Raw genomic sequence first — 17,382 nt, 5'->3', positions numbered from 1 at the left:
TCGAGGATTTCTTAAGCACGCCCGCAGGAGATCTTCATGCCTGGCCGTGGCTTCACCGACCGCTGCCGCCGGCTGCCCGGTACCGGCCCGGTTCAGAGCTCGTCGTACGGGCCCAGGAAGCGCGGACGGCCGTTCTCGATCCGGTAGAGGAAGATCCCGTTCTCGTGCCGCGCCTGGCGGGTCGAGGCGTGGAAGGCGAGGGTCCGCACGATCCCCCGGTGCTCGGTCCGGACGAGCCGGCGAGCCATGCCGCTGCGGAGCTCGCCCGAGGCACTGGTGGCCCCGGCGGCGCGGGCGATCAGATGGACCGCGTCGTACGCCTCGGCGGCCCAGGTGGCAGGGGGTGCGCCGAAGCGCTTGCGGTGGGCGGCGGTGAACGCCCGGGCCGCAGGGAGGGCCGCGGGGTCGGAGTACGCCTCGGCGAAGACCCAGCCCTCGGCGGCCCTGCCCGCTCCGGTGAGGAAGGCGGACCCGAGGGCGGGTCCGGCGGCGAGCCGGGTGCCTGTGAAGCCCGCGTCCGCCAGGGCGGTGGCCAGCCGGGCGGCCCGGGACGCGTCGCCGCCCGCGTGCACGACGGCGTCCGCCCGGGCGGTCACGGCTTTGCGGGCCGCCCCGCCGTAACCCGCGGCGCCCCGGGGAAGCGGGTGCTCGACGAGGGTGGAGCCGGTCGGCGTGGCGTTGCGGAACGTGCCGTCGATCTCGCCGCCGAGCACCGGATCGGCCGCGTCCTGGACGAGGAGGATGCGCTTGGCGGGGCGGGCGTGGACGAGGTAGCCGATGAGGCCGGTGGCGAGCGCACGGTCGAGGGTGCGGGTGAGGCAGAGGTGGAGGTCGGCACCGGAGCCGGTCTCGACGGTGGTGGCCCCCGCCGCGACGACGACCGCGGCGAGCCGCGCCCTGGCGTACCGCTCGACGGTCTCCTCCCGCAGCACGTCACCGGTCGGCCCGACGACCGCGATGACCTCGGGGTCCGCCCCCAGCCGGTCCGCCGTCCGGAGCGCCTGCCGGGGGTCCCCGGCGTCGTCCTCGGTCCGCAGGGCGAGCCGGAGCGCCGGGTCCTTGCGGGCGTTGTGGTCGGCGACCGCGAGTTCGACGCCGCGCCGGTGGGCCAGGCCCGTGGCCCGCCCGGGTCCGCTGAGATCGGCGTGGAGCCCGATCGTGTACGTGGGCGGCTCCCCGGAGCCCGCGGAGGGACCGCCGCTCCCCGCTCGACGCTGCCGCCCGGCGAGCCACGCGGCGGTGGAGCCGCCGGTGAGGAGGACGGCTCCGGCCGCCCCGGCGGTCAGGAGCCTCCGCCGGGCGAGCCGCGAGCGGCGGGAGCGGCGGGACTCTGTGCCGTCCTCGCCAACGTCCCCGGTGCCGTCCTCGCCGCCGTCCCCGGCCGGGGTGAGCGTGGTCGGCAGCGGCTCGGGGTCGGGCAGCGTGAGGGCGGCGGCGGACCGCTCGGCGATCAGCGCGGTGAGCCCGGCGGGGATGACCCAGGGCGCCGAGCTGTCCGGTCTCGTCCCTGGCTGCCCCCATGCCTCGCGGGGGTCACGGAGGTCGGGAGACGCCCCCGCCCCCTTGTCCGCCGCGATTCGCCGTGCGGGCGGGCGGTCCGACGGGTCCTTGGCCAGGCAGGCGGTGACCACGGGGAGCAGGGCGGGGGGCACACCCGTCAGGTCCGGGTCCTCGTGGATCGTGCGGAACAGGACGCCCGCCGCGCCGCCCTCGCCGAAAGGGCGGCGGCCGGTCGCCGCGTACACGAGGACGCAGCCGAGCGAGAACACGTCGCACGCCGGTCCGAGCGGTCCGGCCGTCGCCTGTTCGGGGGCGAGGTAGCCGGGGGTGCCGATCACCGCGTCGGTGGCGGTCAGCTCGGTCGCCCCCTCGTGGCGGGCGATCCCGAAGTCGATGAGGCGGGGGCCGTCGAGGGCGAGGAGCACGTTGCCGGGTTTCACATCGCGGTGGATCAGCCCGGCCGTGTGCACCGCGGCGAGCGCCTCCGCCAGTCGGCGGCCCAGCGCCGCCACGGTGTCGGGCGGCAGCGCACCCCCGGCGCCGACCACCTCGCCCAGCGAGGGGCCCGGGACGTACGCGGTCGCCAGCCACGGTTCGCGGGCCTCCGTGTCCGCGCCGAGCACCGGGACGGTCCAGGGGCCGGAGACCCGGGCGGCGGCCTCGGCCTCGCGGCGGAAGCGGGCCCGGAACGCGGGGTCGGCGGCGTGCTCGGCCCGGATCACCTTGACGGCGGCGAGCGCCCCGCCCGCCGAGCGCGCCAGGTGGACCACGCCCATGCCGCCCGCGCCGAGCCGGGCCAGGGCCCGGTAGGGGCCGATGGTGCGGGGGTCCTCGGAGGTGAGGGGCCGCACGTCAGCTCTTCGGCTTCGGGGCCGGGCCGAGGTAGCGGTGGCGGCCGTCCTCCACCCGGTACAGGTGGGCGTCCTGGCCGACCAGTTGCTGGTCTTCCTTGTCGAACGCGTAGATGCGGGAGATGCCTTCGTACCGGGCGGCGGCGATCGCCGCCGTGAGCTCCGGGCGGGTGGGGCGGCCGTCCCCGGAGGGGGACGCGCTCGGCCCGCCGCTCGGGGTCGCTCTCTTCGTGGCGCTGTCGGCCAGGGCGGCCAGTTCCCGGGCGACGAGGCCTGTGACGTCGTACGCCTCCGCGGCCCAGGGTGCGGGCGGCGAGCCGAAGCGCTTGCGGTGGGCGGCGGTGAACGCGGTCGCCGCGGGTGCGGTCGCGTCGGTGAACGGCGTGATGAACTCCCACCCGTCGGCGGACTTGCCCGCCCGCTCCAGGAACTCCGGTGCCATGGCGGTGTGCTGGGCCAGACGCGGGCCCTTGAAGGGGGTGGCGGCAAGGGCGCGGGCGGTACGGGCCGCCCCGGCAGCGTCCCCGGCGTAGAAGATGGCGTCGCTGCGGTGGTCGAGGAAGTCGTCGATGACCGGGGCGAGTTCGGTGGACCCGGCGGGCACCACGCGCGGGTGGGTGGTGCCGGTGGTGAGGCTTGGCGTTATCAGGTTCGTGGCGTAGCCGGCCTGGTACGCGGCCTGCCCGCCGGACCGGTCGATCAGCACGCCCAGCCGCTCGACGTCGGGACGCAGGAGGAGGCGGCGGACGATGGGGAACGAGAGGACCGCGTAGGAGGGGGCGGCCTGGAAGAAGGAGCCGTTGACCCTGGCCGGGAAGGTGATCTGGAGGGCCGACACCGTCAGGACCGGCAGCGCCGCTTCGTCGTACCCGGCGAGTGCCGCCCCTGTCGCGGCGTCACCGGTGGGGCCGATGACCGCGAGGACTTCCGGGTCACGGGCGAACTCCTCGGCGACCCGGGCCGAGCGGCCCGGGTCCCCCCGGTCGTCGAGGACCTTCACGGCGAGCCTGAAGGGCTGGCCGTCCTGCGAGTTGAAGCGGTCGACGGCGAGGCGCACACCGCGCTCCTGGGCCCGCCCGGCCGCTTCCTGAGGGCCCGTCAGGTCAGCGTGCACGCCGATGATCACGCGGCGTCCACCGGACGCGCCGCCCGTCCCGCCGCCCCCGGCGCCGCTCCCGGTCAGCCGTACGGCGGCGAAGGCTCCCGCGCCGAGGGCCGCCGCGCCGCCCGCCGCGTACAGCAGGAACCTCCGCCGGTCGGGGGCGGGCGGCGGCGGGGCGGGTTCGTCGAAGACGGTGGCGTCGATGCCGGGCAGGGCCAGCAGGGCGGCGGACCGGTCCGCGATGATCCGGACGATGTCCTCGGGCAGCCAGTCGGCGCTCGCCCCGCCCGTTGCGTCCCCCGGTACCAGCGTGCCGAGGCCGGCGGCGGCCGGGCGCGCCGCCGGGTCCTTGTCGAGGCACCGCTCCAGCAGGCGGCGCAGTGCCGGGTCGTCGACGCCGTCCAGGTCGGGGGCGTCGTGCACGGTGCGGTAGAGGAGGGCGTCGACCGCGCCGCTGCCGAAGGGCGGCTGCCCGGTGGCCGCGTAGGCGAGGAGGCAGCCGAGCGAGAAGACGTCCCCGGCGGGCCCGGCGCCGTCGCCGGACGCCTGCTCGGGCGGGAGGAAGCCGGGGGTGCCGACGATGAGTCCGGTGGCGGTCAGCGCGGTGGCGTCGGCGGTGCGGGCGATCCCGAAGTCGATCAGCCGGGGCCCGTCGGCCGTGAGCAGGACGTTGCCCGGCTTGACGTCGCGGTGGACGAGTCCGGCCGCGTGCACCGCGCCCAGTGCGCGGGCGAGCAGTGCACCGAGGACGGTCACGCTGCGCGCGGGCAGTGGCCCGCGCTGGACGACGACGTCCGAGAGGGTCGGCCCGGGAGCGAACTCCGTCGCCAACCAGGGCCGTTCGGCCTCGGTGTCCGCTCCGGTGACGCGCACGGCCCAGGGGCTGTCCACCCGCCGTGCGGCCTCGGCCTCGCGGCGGAAGCGGGTCCGGAAGTCCTCGTCCCCGGCGTACTCGGGAAGGATCACCTTGATGGCGGCGAGCGTCCCGGCGTCGGTGCGTCCGAGGTAGACGACGCCCATACCGCCCGCTCCGAGGCGGCCCAGGAGCCGGTGTCCGCCGATCCGGGCGGGGTCGGTGGGTCGCAGATCGTCCATCGGCCGGCCTCAGTTCTGCTTCTCGACGGCGGATTCGAGCCGGACCAGCATGGCGGCCTGCGCCTGGGTGACCAGGGTGTCGACCTCCCGCGCGGTGCGGCCCTTCGCCCCCTTGCCGGTCACGGCGACGGTGAACTGGAGGACCTGCGCCTGCTGCCACGCGTAGGGGTGCGGACCGCCCAGCTCGGCACTCCGGTACTCCCCCGACTCGTTCAGGAAGTCCTCGGAGTTGTTCTGGTTCGCCTCGCCGCCGAGGAGCGCGCCCGCGATCAGGGAGGCGATCCGTTCGCCCGCGCGCAGGTGCTGGGTGGGGCAGCGCATGGACTCCTCGATCGACTCCGCCATCTCCCAGGCCGCGTCCTCGCGGGTGCGGTGGACGGTGACGACGGCGGCGAGGCGCAGCGGCCCCTTGCCCGCTTCGGCGGGCACCTCGAAGGACCGGGTGAGCGTGGCCAGGACGTGGGCGGCGGGCTTGCGCTGCTGCCAGACGCAGTCCGTCCCGAGCACGGCCCAGGTCGCCGGTCCGCTCTCGTAGGGGTTCCGCTTCACCACCCCGGGTCCGAAGCTGCCGGGGTCGGCGATGACGCGGCCGATGAGGTCGAGCGCGGCCGCCCGGGTCTTCGGGAGCCGGGCGGGGTCGGGTTGGATCGCGTACGGGGCTTCGGCGGACGGCCCGGTCCCGGCCTCGGTGCTCCGGCCCGACTCCTCCGGGGCGTTGGAGCGCTCGGCCCCGGGGGTGTCCGTGTCCGCCGTGCAGCCGGTGAGCAGGAGAGGCAGCAGCAACAGGGGGAGAACGGACCGGACTCTTCGTAACGGCACCCGACAGTTCACAGCGCTCTCCCCGTTTCTCCTCGACGCCGCATCGATCATAGGTTCGTCCGGCCGGTCGGGGGGTGCCGTTCGGGGACTGTTGCGCCATCGGTACGTAAGGGCGGGTCCCCGTCAGCCCAGTTCGGGAGGGGCGATGGCCAGCACCCGCTCGGCGCGGAAACGCCGGACCGGCTGACCGAGGAACTCCACCGGCGGGTACGCACGGACGAACTCCTCCGGCGTGGCCCGACGGCTCCGCCCGGAAGCCCGCCGGAGGGACGGGGGTGCCACCCCCTCGTGAGGACGGCACGCCCGTCGCCGGGGCCGCGCCCCTACGCGCTGCCGCGGCGGCGCACCACCGTGGCGGCCGCGAGTGCGGCGGCCAGGTAGACGACGGCTCCCGTGCCGAACGCCCAGGCATACCCGACGACGAGGTCGCCCTGCGCCGCGGCCACCGCCATCAGCGCGGCCAGACCCACCGTGGGCCCCAGCTCCATCGCGGTGTTCATCACGCCGCCCGCCAGCCCGGCCTGGTGCGCGGCCACGTTGGTGGTGGTCAGCACGGTCGAGCCGGAGAAGACGAAGGACGTTCCGGCGGCCAGCAGGACCGCGCCGGGCAGCAGCCCCGTGACGTACGAGGTGTCGGGGCCGATCCCCGCGAGGAGCGCCAGTCCGACGGCGCCGCCCACGAGCCCGGCGATGGTGACCACACCCGCCCCGTACCGGCCCACCGCCGGCCCGGCGAGCCGGTTGACCACGATCAGGGCGAGGGTGAACGGAACGAAGGCACCGGTCGTGGCCAGGGTCGACCAGTCCTGCTGCTGCTGGAGGTACAGCGAGAGCAGGAAGGTCACCAGGCCGGTGCCCGCCGCCGCCAGCAGGATTCCCACGAGGCCCACCAGACGGCGGGGCTCCACCGTGAAGCCCGGCGGCAGCAGCGGGTCCCGTACGCGCCGCTCGGCCAGCAGGAACAGGGCGAGCAGGGCGACGCCTACGGCGGTCGGGCCGAGTACGCGGGCCGACCCCCAGGGGTGGTCGCCGCTGAGGATGAGGCCGTAGCTGCCGATCGAGATGCCCAGGGTGGCGAGCAGGGCACCCACCGGGTCGAGTCCCGGCCGACTCGCCGACGGGTCGGCCGGACCGGCGGGCAGCAGCCGCCGGGTGGCCGCGAGGGCCAGGACGGCGACCAGCACGGGCACCGCGAACATCCAGCGCCAGGAGATCCAGGTGGTGACGGCGCCCGAGGCCAGGGTGCCGATCGCGGCGCCGAGCACGGACACCCCGCCCCAGGTCGCCATGGCCCGGCCGAAGACCGCGGGGTCGCTGAGGACCGCGCGCAGCACCGCCAGGGCCGCCGGGGCGGTGAGCGCGGCACCCACGCCCTGGCTGAACCGTACGGCGACCAGCGCCTCGAACGTGGGGGCCAGCGCGGCCGTCGCGGACGCCAGGCCGAACAGCACCAGGCCGAGGACGAACACCGGCCGGCCGCCGTACCGGTCCGCGAGCCGACCGCCGAACAGCAGCAGCCCGCTGTAGGGCAGCCCGTACGCGGCGTTGACCAGGACCAGGTCCGCCGCACTCAGGTCGAACTCCTGGCCGATCCTGGGCAGCGGCACGGCGATCAGCGTGATCGTGAAGATCAGCGTGGCCTGGACTACGGCGAGCATCGCGAACGCGGGTCCGGCCGGAGAGGCGGGGGAGGCCGGAGAGGGCGGAGTGGAGGAAGGGGGCAGAGGGGAGGAAGGGGGTGGAGGGGGCGGGGTGGGTTCGGTCAGTGGCTGGGCGGGATCCATCGCCGGTCTCTCCTTGCGGCCCCCCGGGGGGGGCGTGAGTGGGTCGGTTGAGCCGGCGGCGCACCCCTGGGGAGCACGCCGCCGGACTGCCCCGCGGGTCAGACCCCGGCCCGGGCGGCGCCCCGGAGCGCCAGCTCGACGTCCTCATCGACCAGTCCGTGGTTCAGCGCGAAGGCGGCGGCGGACCCCATGCCTGCCGAACTGACCACGAGCGCCCGGGGGTCGACGACATTGCCCACCGCCCACACACCGGGCACACTGGTGCGGCCGGAGCGGTCGGTGGCGATCCAGCCGTCCTCGCCCCGCTCGCAGCCGAGCGCCGTCAGCAGTCCGTCGCGGGGCACCATGCGCGGCACGACGAAGACCGTGGCGCGGGCCACCCCGCTGTCCTCGACGAGTTCGACCCCGCGCAGCCGGTCGTCCTCCACCACGAGCCGCTTGACGGTCCCCTCGACTACGGGCACCTCCCGTGCGGCCAGGGCTGCTAGCTCGTCGTCGGCGAGGTCGAGACCGTGCCGGAACAGCACGACGTCGTCGGACCACTGGCGCAGCAGCAACGCGTGGCGGACAGCGCCCGGGTGCGTGCCGAGCACACCGAGGGGCTGGTCGCGCACCTCGTAGCCGTGGCAGTACGGGCAGTGCAGCAGGTCCTTCCCCCATCGCTCCCGGACCCCGGGGATGTCGGGCAGTTCGTCGCGCAGGCCGGTGGCCACCACGACCCGGCGGGCGGTGAGCACGACCCCGCCGGCCAGCCGTACGGCGAAGCGCGGCACCCCGCCCCCGTCCTCTCGCTCCACATCGTCGACCTGCCCCTGTATGAACTCGGCGCCGTATCCGACCACTTCGGCCCGGCCGGTTTCCAGGAGCGCGCTCGGCGCCATTCCGTCGCGGGACAGGAAGCCCTGGAGGTGCGCGGAGGGCGCGTTGCGCGGGGCCCCCGCGTCGACGACGACGACCCGGCGGCGGGCCCTTGCCAGGACCAGCGCCGCGTTGAGGCCCCCGGCCCCGGCCCCGATGACGACGACATCGGCGTCGCTGCCGCGCTCGACCCCGGCCAGTGAACCGCTCCGTGAACCGTTCCGTGAACCCGTCATGTCCGTCCCTCTCGTTCCACTCGTGCTGCCCCGTGCCCGCCCCTCGACCGGCACCGCCCACAGGGTGCGATCCGCGTCCGGCACCGGACAACGTTTGTTGCCGATTCCGCAACGGGCGGGTGGAATGAGCGACATGAAACATTCGCCCGCGCTCTCCCAGGTCATCGACGAGGTGGGTCCCCGGCTGCGCCGACTGCGTACGCAGCGGGGGCTGTCGCTCACCGCGATAGCCGAGGCGACCGGCATCTCCAAGAGCACCCTGTCCCGACTGGAGTCCGGGCAGCGCCGCCCCAGCCTGGAGCTGCTGCTGCCGATCGCCCAGGCCCACCAGGTCCCGCTGGACGAGCTGGTCGGCGCGCCGGAGGTCGGCGATCCCCGGATCAGGCCCGCGCCCCGGAGCGTCAACGGCAACACGGTGCTGCCGCTGACCCGCCAGCCCGGCCCGCTCCAGGCGTTCAAGATGGTGTTGCCCGCGAGCCGGGACTCCCCCGACCTGTGCACCCACGAGGGGTACGAGTGGCTGTACGTGCTCTCCGGCCGCCTGCGGCTGTTGCTGGCCGATCACGATCTCGTGCTGGGGCCGGGCGAGGCCGCCGAGTTCGACACCCGGCTGCCGCACTGGTTCGGCACCACGGGGGAAGGTCCGGTGGAGGTGCTCAGCCTGTTCGGGCGGCAGGGGGAGCGTATGCACGTGCGGGCCAGGCCCCGCGCCGGAGGCGGACGCTCTGGTGGAGCGGCTCCAGCGGACGCTGTGCGACGCGGGCGGCTTTCCGGACCCCCGCAAGGCGTCGGCGGAGACGCTGCTGACCCCGGCCGGTCGCGCGGTTCTTGATAACGTCGCCCCCGCGGCTGTGGACTTCTCCCCCCGACCCGGTCGCGCGGGTGGGCGGAAGGGGACCGGGCGCGGCAGGACGAAGAGGGCCGACAGATGAGCCTTGCACAGGTGCACTACACCTCCGACGCGCCGGGGGACGAGGGAACGGCGGGCCGTTTCACGGCTGTTGGGCCCGGGGTGTCGGGCGCGCTGCGCACGGAGATCGAGCCGCTGGTCGGGTACGAACTGCCCGAGGGGCCCGCACACTCCCCCACCGAACTGCACGCGCTGCCACAGGCGTTCACCTATGCCGTGCTCTCCGACGGCAGCCGTCTGATCGGCCGTACGGCTCCGGCGCGCGGCGAGGGGCCGGGGCGCGTACGGTTCCACACGCACGCGGTGCACATACCCGCGGGGGTGCCGCTGCCCGGCGGCCGGCTGCCGGTGGAGGCGTGGCGCTCGCCGCACTGGGTCACCACGACCCCGGCCGGTGTGACGCCGCCCGACCCGATCACCGCGCTGCCGCCGGGTCCCGCCTCCGTACGGGAGGGGCTCGACGACTTCGCCGTCTCGCGCGGCCCGTGGCTGGCGGCGGTCCTCGCCGATCTGCGCCGGGCGAGCGAACCGGAGCCGCCGGGTGACGGCCCGGTGGTGCTGGTGGAGAAGCGCGGTGCGGATGTGGCGCGCTGGCTGGGGCTCGCGGCGGTGGCGCTGCCGAGGGAGAGCGTGGAGCGACTGACATTCACCACGTTCACGCGGCGGCCGGGGAGTTCGGCGTTGCGGGTCGTGGGGGTGCTGCCCGAGGACGCGGCGGCGGCACGGGAGGCGGGACTGCGGGTCCGTGTGTGCGCGGACCGGCCCCCGGTGGACGGCACCCGGGACACCTGGGCCCGGACGGCGGCCCGGGTGTGGCGGAGCCGGGCGTCGGAGTTGTTCCAGGAGGCCCGCGAGCTGCCCGGGGGGCCCTTCGCCGCCGGACCGTTGGCCGTGACGGCCCTGTGCGCCGGGATCGCGCTCGGGCCGGAGGAACGTGCGGCGGCCGCCGCGTGGACGGCCGAGCGGCCCTACGCACTGGACCCGAAGCGGATCGGGCAGTTGGTGGAGGCGCTGACCGGGCCAGGTGTGGATGACCGTACAGACTCCGAATTCGACGCGGCGGGGCGGCTGTTCGGCGCTCTGGACGGCCGGTGCCCGGCGTCGGTCACCGCACCGCTCGCCGCGATGCTGGTGACGGAGGCGGTGCGGGGCGGCAACGGTTCACTGGAGCTGCCGCGCAGGGAGGCGTTCACGGGCCCGGACGGGCAGGCGCTCACCGAGGCGCTCGCCCCGGAGATCCTCACCGAACTGGAGAGCGGTACGAGCGAGCCCGTCCCGGTGGCACGGACCCTGCAACTGCTGCGAGTGACAAGGCTGTTGGGCGTTGGAATAGCGGAACTGCTGCCGGACACCGTGGACCGGCTGGCCCGGGAACTGCTGGCCGAGGCCGACGGATCGCCGGAGACACCGGCCTCCGCACCGGCCCTCCTGGAGCTGCTGGACGAGCAGTTCGACGTCCGGACGGCGTTGCTCGGCGCGCTGGACCGGATCACACCGGACGCCCCCGGGGCGGTGGCCCGGTTCCTGACGACCGTCCCGCTGCCGTTCACCGGCACGCAGGCGCTGCCGCATCTGCGGATGTGCGCCGAGGCGCCGGGGGCGATGGCGACCCTGGGCGGCGACCGGACGGCGGTGTGGCACCGGGTGCTGCGGGCGGCGGGCCTGTCCCCCTTCACCGAGCCGCAGGTGCTGCGCACCGCGGTCGGCCTGGTATGGGAGGACCGGGCCCCGACGGTCGAGGAGGCCCGGCTGCTGCTGGAGGCGGCCACGTCGGACGCGCACCGGGCGGCGGGGACCTGGTCCCGCCCGGTCGACGCGGCCCTCGGCGCCTCGGCCGCCGGTACGGACGAGGCCGCCGCACTCGCCCACGACCTGCTGCGCGCCTTCCCGCAGGAGATCGGCGGCCGCGAGCGGGCCGCACTCCACCTCCTGGACCTCAGCCGCGACCTGCGCACGGGGGCGCCCGAGCCCGGCTGGGCGGAGCGCGTCCGCACCCTGTGCACCCGGGCGGAGCCAATCGAACCGGCCCTGCGGGAAAGGGCGTTCACCGCCCTGGCCGAACGCCTGCTGGCCCCGGACCGCCCCGGCGCGGAGCTGTACGCCTTCATCCACGGCGACGACGCCGAACTGATCGCCGCCTACGACCACGCGGCCCGCACGCCCCCGGTCGCCACCCGCCTGCGCGCCCAACCCGCCTACGCGGCCGACTGCTTCACCGTCTGGACGTCCCACCCGCACGCGGGCCGAGCCTGGACCACCACGGCGAGCGCCCTCCTCGACGAGGTGCTGCGCCCAGCGGTACGCGGAATGACGGCGGAGGCCGTCGCGGAGGTCGAGGAGACAGTGAGCCGGACGGGCAGCAGCGGCCGGGCGAACGCCTTCCGCGACTGGAACCGGTCGAGCACGCTGGGACGTCTGGGGCGCCGGATAGCGGGGCGGGTACGGCGGGGCTGATGCCCCCGAACCCCCAGCGGCCAAGGCCGGCCGCAGGCCGGTCCCATAGGGTCGGAGCATGACGACACCCCTTGCCAGCAGCGCTTTCGACTCGCTCAGCCTCGACGCCGTGCGCGACCAGGAGGCGCTGCGACGGGCCTACGCGCTCCCCAGCGACGCGGCCGTGCGCAAGCAGATGACCGAACTCACCGAACAGACTCGGCGGTTGATCGGCTGCTCCTCGCTGGTCCTGATCGCCAGCGCGGACGCCGATGGCAACTGCGACGTCTCCCCGCGCGGCGGCCCCGCCGGGTTCGTCGCCGTCCTGGACTCACGGACGGTGGCGATACCGGACGCGACCGGCAACAAGCGGCTGGACACCCTGCAGAACGTCATCGCCACCGGAAGGGCCGGGCTGCTGTTCGTCATCCCCGGGCGGACCACCACCCTGCGGGTGAACGGCCGGGCGGTCGTGTCCACCCGCCCGGAGCTGCTGTCGCAGCTGACCGCCGTGGGAAAGCCGCCGGCCAGTGCGCTGGTGCTGGGAATCGAGGAGGTCTACCCGCACTGCCCGAAGTCGCTGCTGCGCAGCGGGGCGTGGAAGCCGGAGCAGTGGCTTCCGACGGACGCCCAGCCGACCTCGGCCGAGGTGACGCTGGCCCAACTGCGGATGCCGGATCTGACGATCGCCGACATCGAGCAGGCGGAGGCGGACTCGCTGAAGTACCGGTACGAGTAGCGGGCCGGGCCGCGAGGGAACACCGGTCGGCCGACCCCCGTGACCAGCACGCCCCAAGATCGATCGCGGGTCGGCCCGTTAGGGTACGCGGAATGACGCTGCAACTTGTTCAGGTGAACTTCAAGGCCCGGGACGACTCGGCGCTCGGCCGGTTCTGGGCGGAGGTCCTCGGCTGGGGTGTCTCCAGCGAGGGCCCCGGAGTCACCAACCTGGAACCCGTGGGCTTCGACTGGCCGGACCCGTCCGCCGTCTGCGTCGATCTCGTCCGCGTCCCGGACCCGGAGACGGTGAAGTACCGCGTGCACATAGAGCTGGCCACCACCTCCGACGTCCATCAGGCGGAGCTGGTCGCACGCCTGAAGGACCTCGGGGCGACGGCCGCCGACGCGGGCCGGGGCGACACGCCGTGGACGATGCTGGCCGACCCGGAAGGCAACGTGTTCAGCGTCCTGGAGCCCCGGGAGCTCTACCGGGACACCGGGCCCATAGCCGCCGTGGCCGTCGGCTGCGCCGACCCGCGGGCCATGGTCCGGTTCTGGGGCGAGGTGATCGACTGGACCGTCCATGAGCTGACCGACGACCGCGCCCTGCTGCGCTCCGCCAAGGGCGTCGGACCATACCTGGAGTTCCGCCGCAGTCCGGATGACGAAGCCCTGCGGAGCCGCATCCATCTCGACGTGAGGCCCGGCCCCGGTGGGGACCAGGCGAAGGAGGTCGCCCGGCTCGAAGGCCTCGGCGCGACACGGGCCGACGTGGGTCAGGGTGACGTCCCCTGGGTCGTCCTGGCCGACCCGGAGGGCAACGAATTCTGCGTACTCAGCCGGGGCTGACACTGGGGCTGACGACGGACATACTCCGGCAGTCAGTACAGCAGGTCCAGTTCCGCCCGGACCGTCTTGCCCGGCGGTTCGCGGTCGATGACGGCCCAGCGGTCCGCCAGCGCGTCCACGATCAGCATCCCGCGCCCGCTGTCGTCACCGTCAGCCGGTGCGGTGATCTCGCCGGGCCCCGGCGGGCGGCACTCTCCCCGGGTGTCGGACACCTCGATCCGCAGGACGCCGAGGGCCTCCCGGTCGCCGGGCGTGTGCGTCAGGCACAGCTCGAAGTCGCGGCCGGGGACCCGCCCGTGGGTCACGGCGTTGGCCGTCAGCTCCCCGATGATCAGGGCCGCCGACTCCGAGGCGTCACTGAGGTACGGGATACCCCAGGTGTGCGGCTGATAGAGACCGACCCGGCGGGCGAGCCGGGCGCGCGTGGGTTCGAGCTGAATCGACGCCTGAACACACGCACGGTTACGTCGGGTTGGGTCTTCATCGGAGCTTCCATGACCCCAGATTCCCGGCCCGCACCCGCTACGCACCAGGTCACCAACTCGTACGCTGAGTCAGCGTAGGGGCGCGAAGGGTGGACGGTACGGGTCACGTTCCGTAAGCATGGGCGGGTTGGCGAACCTGGAACTGACGGCGCTGAGCCTGTACACGTACGAGTGCCGGTTGATTCCGGGGCTGTTGCAGACACCTGCGTACGCTCGGACGCTGTTCACCGACCAGTTGCCGCCGCTCGCCGACGAGCAGATCGAGGCGCAGCTCGCGGCTCGACTGGAGCGTCAGCAGCTCCTGCGCAACCGGCCGAACACCGCGTTCAGCTTCATCCTCGAAGAGCACCTGTTCCTGAGGGACTTGGGCGGCGAGGAGGTAACGATGGAACTGATCGACCACATCCTCGACCTGTCCGAGCTGCGCAATGTGGACATCCAGATCATGCCGTTGGTGCGGCATCACCACGCGGGTCTGGGAGGTCCCGTGCAGCTACTGGAGACGCCGGATCACCAGTGGTTCGGCTACCTGGAAGGGCAGGAGCACGGGCAGTTCGTCTCCGACCCCAAAGTGATCAGCGCACTTCAGATGCGGTGTTCCAGTATGCGTTCACAGGCTCTCTCGTTGGACGACTCCAAGAGCCTGAGGCGGCGGATGCGAGGAGCGAGATGAGCACCACACCCCTGGCCTGGTTCAAGAGCAGTTACAGCAGCGGCGACGGAGACTCCTGCGTCGAGGTCGCCCTGGAGTGGCACAAGTCGAGCTACAGCAGCGGCTCCGGAGACTCCTGCGTCGAGGTCGCCGCCTGCCCCTCCACCGTCCACGTCCGCGACTCCAAGATCGAGGAGAGCCCGCAGCTCGCCCTCGCCCCGGCCGCCTGGACGCGTTTCCTCGCCTACGCCGCCCAGGGCTGAGCCGCCCCGTTCCTCCGAGGAGTACGCCCGGAGGCACCGTACGTGCCGGACAGGTACCGTAGAGGGGTACTGATACGACTCATGGGCCTCCTGGCGGGCTGCGTGAACCCCAGGAGGACTCGACATGACGACCAACCGTGGACGCAAGGACGTCATCCGCGACCGGATGGCCGCCACCGGGGAGTCGTACAACGTCGCCGCCCGCAACCTCAAGGCCATGAAGGACATGGCGGCGACCCGCGACGCCGTCCTCGTGCAGCGGTGGACACCCGCCGACAGCTTCGACGTGCCGTGTCCGTGTGGTGGGACGTGTGAGCCCGGCGAGACCTGCGACCGCTGCCACGCCCGCCACCGTCATGTGAAGCGCTACCCGGGCTCCACCACCGAGGTCGAGACATGGGCCGACCGCTACGAGTGCACCGGCTGCTCGTCCTCGTACACCCTGACCGTCCACCTGGCCGGACGGCCCTGGGGGGTCGCGGAGACGGTCGTGCAGGGCGGGTCGGCCGAGGAGGTCGTGCAGGCGACCGTCTTCCCCGGGGTCATCCATCCGCTGCTGCGCGACGAGGGGTGACACGAGCCCGGACGTGGCGTGTCACGTCCGGGCCGGGGCGCTTCGGTCAACCGACCAAATAGAGCCGGTCAAAGCGACACTTTGTCGCTTTGACCGGCTTTGTTGTTGTGGTGGACGCGATCTGGCCCTCTGCGGGTTCGCAGAGGGCCAGATACGTTTGTGCTGTTCAGGTGGGGTGTGGGGGGGATCAGTTCTCGGGTGTGGTGCCGGGGAGGTAGCCGCCTGGGGTCCAGTCGCGGGGGTTCTTGAGCTTATGGCGGTTGGAGGGGCGGCGACGGGCGGCGATTCCGCGGATGCGGCGGGTGCGGCTGCGTTCGACGGCTTCGTGGTCTTTCGCGTAGCCGTTGAAGTGCTCCACACGGTTGCGCAGCCAGAAGTAGTGGTGGACCCAGGGGGCGAGGCCGTGGTCGAGTTCCTGCCAGTGACGGATGCCGATGTCCCGGGTGAAGGTGAGGGACTCACGGCGGCAGACTTCGGGGTGCCCCGCCGGGGCGGGGGTGACGTCGATGAGGGGAAGACGGGGGTCGCGGCCGAGGCTGCGGCGCTTGACGGGACAGGCGACGGTGGGGTGGGTGCCTGCCGCGGGGCAGAGCATGCGTCGGGCGCCTCGGTGGTCGGGGGCGGCTTTGGGGCGCAGGCGGTAGGAGGCGCGGGCATCGACCCGCGCGCGCCAGGTATGCTTGTTGATCTTCTTTGCGCGCCCACGGCTCCAAGGAACTGGTCGCCCTCAAGGACGGCTACCGCGAATCCGGCGAGTCCTGGGCGGACCTGATGCGCGACTGCGCCCGCCGGGGCATGCGCGCCCGGTCCTCGCGGTCGGCGACGGCGCCCTGGGCTTCTGGAAGGCCCTGGCCGAGGAGTTCCTCGAAACCCGCAAGCAGAGGTGCTGGGTTCACAAAACCGCAAACGTCCTCGACTCCCTGCCGAAGTCCGCGCAGCCCGGCGCGAACCTGACGATGGTCTCAAGCTCGTCGAGTCCGCCCAGGCCCGGTGGCGGGCCGTGAACGCGCCCCACCTCGTCGCCCTCGTCCGCGCCGGGGCCCGCTTCGAACGCGGCCCCCTCGTCGAACGTCCCGAAGCCCGCGCGGCATGAGCGATCGCAACCGATCCGCAGAACGCCACCCATGGATCCGGGTCACGGGCGCGGGAAGCGGGCGCGCGGGGCGTCGATACAGGTGTCCCGGGACGTGGGTCCGCCGAACCGAAGACGGTCGTAGGCCGTGAACGCCGGTTCCAGCGTGTCGAGTTCGTCGACCAGTGCGTGCAGCCGCTCAGACCACTGTGCTGAACCGGCATCCGGCTCGTTCGCTGCGGCGCTGATCGCCGTCGTCAGGTAATCCTTGCGCTGAATGGCGGCCGGGGTCACCGAGTGCAGGCACACGTACTGTCCGCTGAGATACGCATTCCACTCCGCCTTCCCGGTGATCGGGTCGGCCCAGTGAGCGGTGAACCACGCTTCGAGCAGCTCTATGCCGCCGGCTTCGTCGGCGAGAGCGAACAGGTCGGCCGGCACCATCTCAGCACCGTCGGAGCGCAGATATCCCGGAAGCGGCAGATGCTGCCCCAGCATCAGCCGGCGGACCGCATCGGCATCGCGGCCATGAACTGCGCACAGTTCCTCCAGGGCAACGAACTGCGCACTGACGTATGCGTCATCGGTATCGGTCATCAGATGGTCGCCGTTGACTTCGCGGAATCGCTCGGCGAGCTGCTGCTTCAGGTCTGTCTCCGGCATCGGGTCGCCTCCAGCGTTTACCAGCGCGGGCATCTCCCGCACCGGACTCGGCACGCTACCGGCCGGACGGTTCGGCACTCACCGAACCATCGCTGGAATCACGACAGCACGAGGGCACCACCTCGCCCTCGCTCCGCCCACCGATCCACAGCTCTTGACAATTGCTCCAGATGCCCGGAGATCTACTTCGCCCACGAGCGCGAGGTGTTCAACCGCAACGGCATGTGGCTGACGGCCGGTGGCTGGGGCGGGCCCAAGGACCACGAGGTAACCGAGACCCGTCTGGTGCGCTACCGCACGGTCGGCGACATGTCCTGCACCGGTGCCGTCGACTCCGACGCCACCACGCTGGACGCCGTGATCACCGAGATCGCCGCCTCCCGGCTCACCGAGCGGGGCGCGACCCGCGCCGACGACAAGATGTCCGAGGCCGCGATGGAAGACCGCAAGCGCGAGGGGTACTTCTAAGATGACCACACCCATCCTGTCGGCCGAGCAGTTGTCGGCCACCACCCT

General features: G+C 73.4%; 13 protein-coding genes and 4 pseudogenes. 9 read left to right on the top strand and 8 right to left on the bottom strand.

The window, feature by feature from the left end:
* Nucleotides 1-92: 92 nt before the first annotated feature.
* The 5 genes from CIB93_RS09695 to CIB93_RS09675 all read right to left on the bottom strand — a co-directional run bounded on the left by CIB93_RS09695 (nt 93) and on the right by CIB93_RS09675 (nt 8,245).
* Complete coding sequence (locus tag CIB93_RS09695) at nt 93-2,351, bottom strand: bifunctional serine/threonine-protein kinase/ABC transporter substrate-binding protein (RefSeq protein WP_096626124.1); 2,259 nt, start codon at nt 2,349-2,351, stop codon at nt 93-95.
* Nucleotide 2,352: 1 nt separating this feature from the next.
* Complete coding sequence (locus CIB93_RS09690) at nt 2,353-4,548, bottom strand: bifunctional serine/threonine-protein kinase/ABC transporter substrate-binding protein (protein WP_096626122.1); 2,196 nt, start codon at nt 4,546-4,548, stop codon at nt 2,353-2,355.
* Between the two features lie 9 nt (nt 4,549-4,557).
* Entirely contained in the window at nt 4,558-5,325 is a 768-nt protein-coding gene (locus CIB93_RS09685; protein WP_257002125.1) for a hypothetical protein, read from the bottom strand.
* Between the two features lie 365 nt (nt 5,326-5,690).
* Nucleotides 5,691-7,151 (bottom strand): MFS transporter, encoded by a 1,461-nt coding sequence (locus CIB93_RS09680; RefSeq protein WP_096626118.1) that lies wholly within the window; start codon nt 7,149-7,151, stop codon nt 5,691-5,693.
* 98 nt (nt 7,152-7,249) lie between these two features.
* On the bottom strand, nt 7,250-8,245 hold the full coding sequence (locus CIB93_RS09675) for an NAD(P)/FAD-dependent oxidoreductase (protein WP_096626116.1): 996 nt from the start codon (nt 8,243-8,245) through the stop codon (nt 7,250-7,252).
* 133 nt (nt 8,246-8,378) lie between these two features.
* On the opposite strand from CIB93_RS09675, the gene CIB93_RS09670 reads away from it, so the two are divergent.
* The 4 genes from CIB93_RS09670 (at nt 8,379) to CIB93_RS09655 (ending at nt 13,157) form a co-directional block, all read left to right on the top strand.
* Nucleotides 8,379-9,077: a helix-turn-helix domain-containing protein gene (locus tag CIB93_RS09670; RefSeq protein ID WP_257002121.1), complete on the top strand. Its 699-nt coding sequence runs from the start codon at nt 8,379-8,381 to the stop codon at nt 9,075-9,077.
* A gap of 96 nt (nt 9,078-9,173) precedes the next feature.
* Nucleotides 9,174-11,609, top strand: a complete 2,436-nt coding sequence (locus CIB93_RS09665) for a GTPase-associated protein 1-related protein (protein WP_096626114.1) — start codon at nt 9,174-9,176, stop codon at nt 11,607-11,609.
* A gap of 58 nt (nt 11,610-11,667) precedes the next feature.
* Nucleotides 11,668-12,327, top strand: a complete 660-nt coding sequence (locus tag CIB93_RS09660) for an MSMEG_1061 family FMN-dependent PPOX-type flavoprotein (protein ID WP_096626112.1) — start codon at nt 11,668-11,670, stop codon at nt 12,325-12,327.
* A gap of 92 nt (nt 12,328-12,419) precedes the next feature.
* The gene (locus tag CIB93_RS09655; RefSeq protein WP_096626110.1) at nt 12,420-13,157 is read left to right on the top strand and encodes a VOC family protein; all 738 of its coding nucleotides are present in this window, start codon (nt 12,420-12,422) and stop codon (nt 13,155-13,157) included.
* 32 nt (nt 13,158-13,189) lie between these two features.
* On the opposite strand, the pseudogene CIB93_RS09650 reads toward CIB93_RS09655, so the two are convergent.
* Nucleotides 13,190-13,653, bottom strand: a pseudogene (locus tag CIB93_RS09650) (ATP-binding protein).
* A gap of 119 nt (nt 13,654-13,772) precedes the next feature.
* Between CIB93_RS09650 and CIB93_RS09645 the strand changes: the two are divergent.
* From CIB93_RS09645 to CIB93_RS09635, 3 genes and pseudogenes are all read left to right on the top strand, one after another.
* Nucleotides 13,773-14,315, top strand: a pseudogene (locus tag CIB93_RS09645) (DUF5753 domain-containing protein); the annotation flags it as partial.
* Nucleotides 14,312-14,557, top strand: coding sequence for a DUF397 domain-containing protein (locus CIB93_RS09640; RefSeq protein ID WP_096626108.1), 246 nt, complete (start codon nt 14,312-14,314; stop codon nt 14,555-14,557). The pseudogene CIB93_RS09645 and the gene CIB93_RS09640, both read left to right, overlap by 4 nt.
* A 124-nt stretch (nt 14,558-14,681) precedes the next feature.
* Entirely contained in the window at nt 14,682-15,131 is a 450-nt protein-coding gene (locus CIB93_RS09635; protein ID WP_096626106.1) for a hypothetical protein, read from the top strand.
* Nucleotides 15,132-15,318: 187 nt separating this feature from the next.
* Here the strand turns inward: CIB93_RS09635 and CIB93_RS09630 are convergent, their stop codons facing one another.
* Nucleotides 15,319-15,726, bottom strand: a complete 408-nt coding sequence (locus CIB93_RS09630) for a hypothetical protein (RefSeq protein WP_096626104.1) — start codon at nt 15,724-15,726, stop codon at nt 15,319-15,321.
* 98 nt (nt 15,727-15,824) lie between these two features.
* On the opposite strand from CIB93_RS09630, the pseudogene CIB93_RS39575 reads away from it, so the two are divergent.
* Nucleotides 15,825-16,224: pseudogene (locus CIB93_RS39575) on the top strand (transposase); the annotation flags it as partial.
* A 42-nt stretch (nt 16,225-16,266) separates the two neighbouring features.
* Here CIB93_RS39575 and CIB93_RS09620 read toward each other — a convergent pair.
* On the bottom strand, nt 16,267-16,866 hold the full coding sequence (locus CIB93_RS09620; RefSeq protein WP_096626102.1) for a DUF6058 family natural product biosynthesis protein: 600 nt from the start codon (nt 16,864-16,866) through the stop codon (nt 16,267-16,269).
* Nucleotides 16,867-17,040: 174 nt separating this feature from the next.
* Between CIB93_RS09620 and CIB93_RS09615 the strand changes: the two are divergent.
* Nucleotides 17,041-17,334 (top strand): annotated as a pseudogene (locus CIB93_RS09615) (sulfate adenylyltransferase small subunit); the annotation flags it as partial.
* Nucleotides 17,335-17,382 lie beyond the last annotated feature (48 nt).

Origin of the sequence: Streptomyces sp. WZ.A104 (assembly GCF_002382885.1) — a bacterium.
Lineage (GTDB): Bacteria > Actinomycetota > Actinomycetes > Streptomycetales > Streptomycetaceae > Streptomyces.
The sequence above is the reverse complement of the archived record's forward strand: the minus strand, read 5'-3'. Positions and strand labels throughout refer to the sequence as shown.

What these genes read in the sequence shown, in the direction of transcription:
- CIB93_RS09670 (WP_257002121.1), top strand. Translation starts at nt 8,379, where the DNA reads ATGAAACATTCGCCCGCGCTCTCCCAGGTCATCGACGAGGTGGGTCCC.
- CIB93_RS09660 (WP_096626112.1), top strand. Translation starts at nt 11,668, where the DNA reads ATGACGACACCCCTTGCCAGCAGCGCTTTCGACTCGCTCAGCCTCGAC.
- CIB93_RS09640 (WP_096626108.1), top strand. Translation starts at nt 14,312, where the DNA reads ATGAGCACCACACCCCTGGCCTGGTTCAAGAGCAGTTACAGCAGCGGC.
- CIB93_RS09675 (WP_096626116.1), bottom strand. Translation starts at nt 8,245, where the DNA reads ATGACGGGTTCACGGAACGGTTCACGGAGCGGTTCACTGGCCGGGGTC.
- CIB93_RS09665 (WP_096626114.1), top strand. Translation starts at nt 9,174, where the DNA reads ATGAGCCTTGCACAGGTGCACTACACCTCCGACGCGCCGGGGGACGAG.
- CIB93_RS09690 (WP_096626122.1), bottom strand. Translation starts at nt 4,548, where the DNA reads ATGGACGATCTGCGACCCACCGACCCCGCCCGGATCGGCGGACACCGG.
- CIB93_RS09655 (WP_096626110.1), top strand. Translation starts at nt 12,420, where the DNA reads ATGACGCTGCAACTTGTTCAGGTGAACTTCAAGGCCCGGGACGACTCG.
- CIB93_RS09635 (WP_096626106.1), top strand. Translation starts at nt 14,682, where the DNA reads ATGACGACCAACCGTGGACGCAAGGACGTCATCCGCGACCGGATGGCC.
- CIB93_RS09630 (WP_096626104.1), bottom strand. Translation starts at nt 15,726, where the DNA reads ATGCTCTGCCCCGCGGCAGGCACCCACCCCACCGTCGCCTGTCCCGTC.
- CIB93_RS09620 (WP_096626102.1), bottom strand. Translation starts at nt 16,866, where the DNA reads ATGCCGGAGACAGACCTGAAGCAGCAGCTCGCCGAGCGATTCCGCGAA.
- CIB93_RS09680 (WP_096626118.1), bottom strand. Translation starts at nt 7,151, where the DNA reads ATGGATCCCGCCCAGCCACTGACCGAACCCACCCCGCCCCCTCCACCC.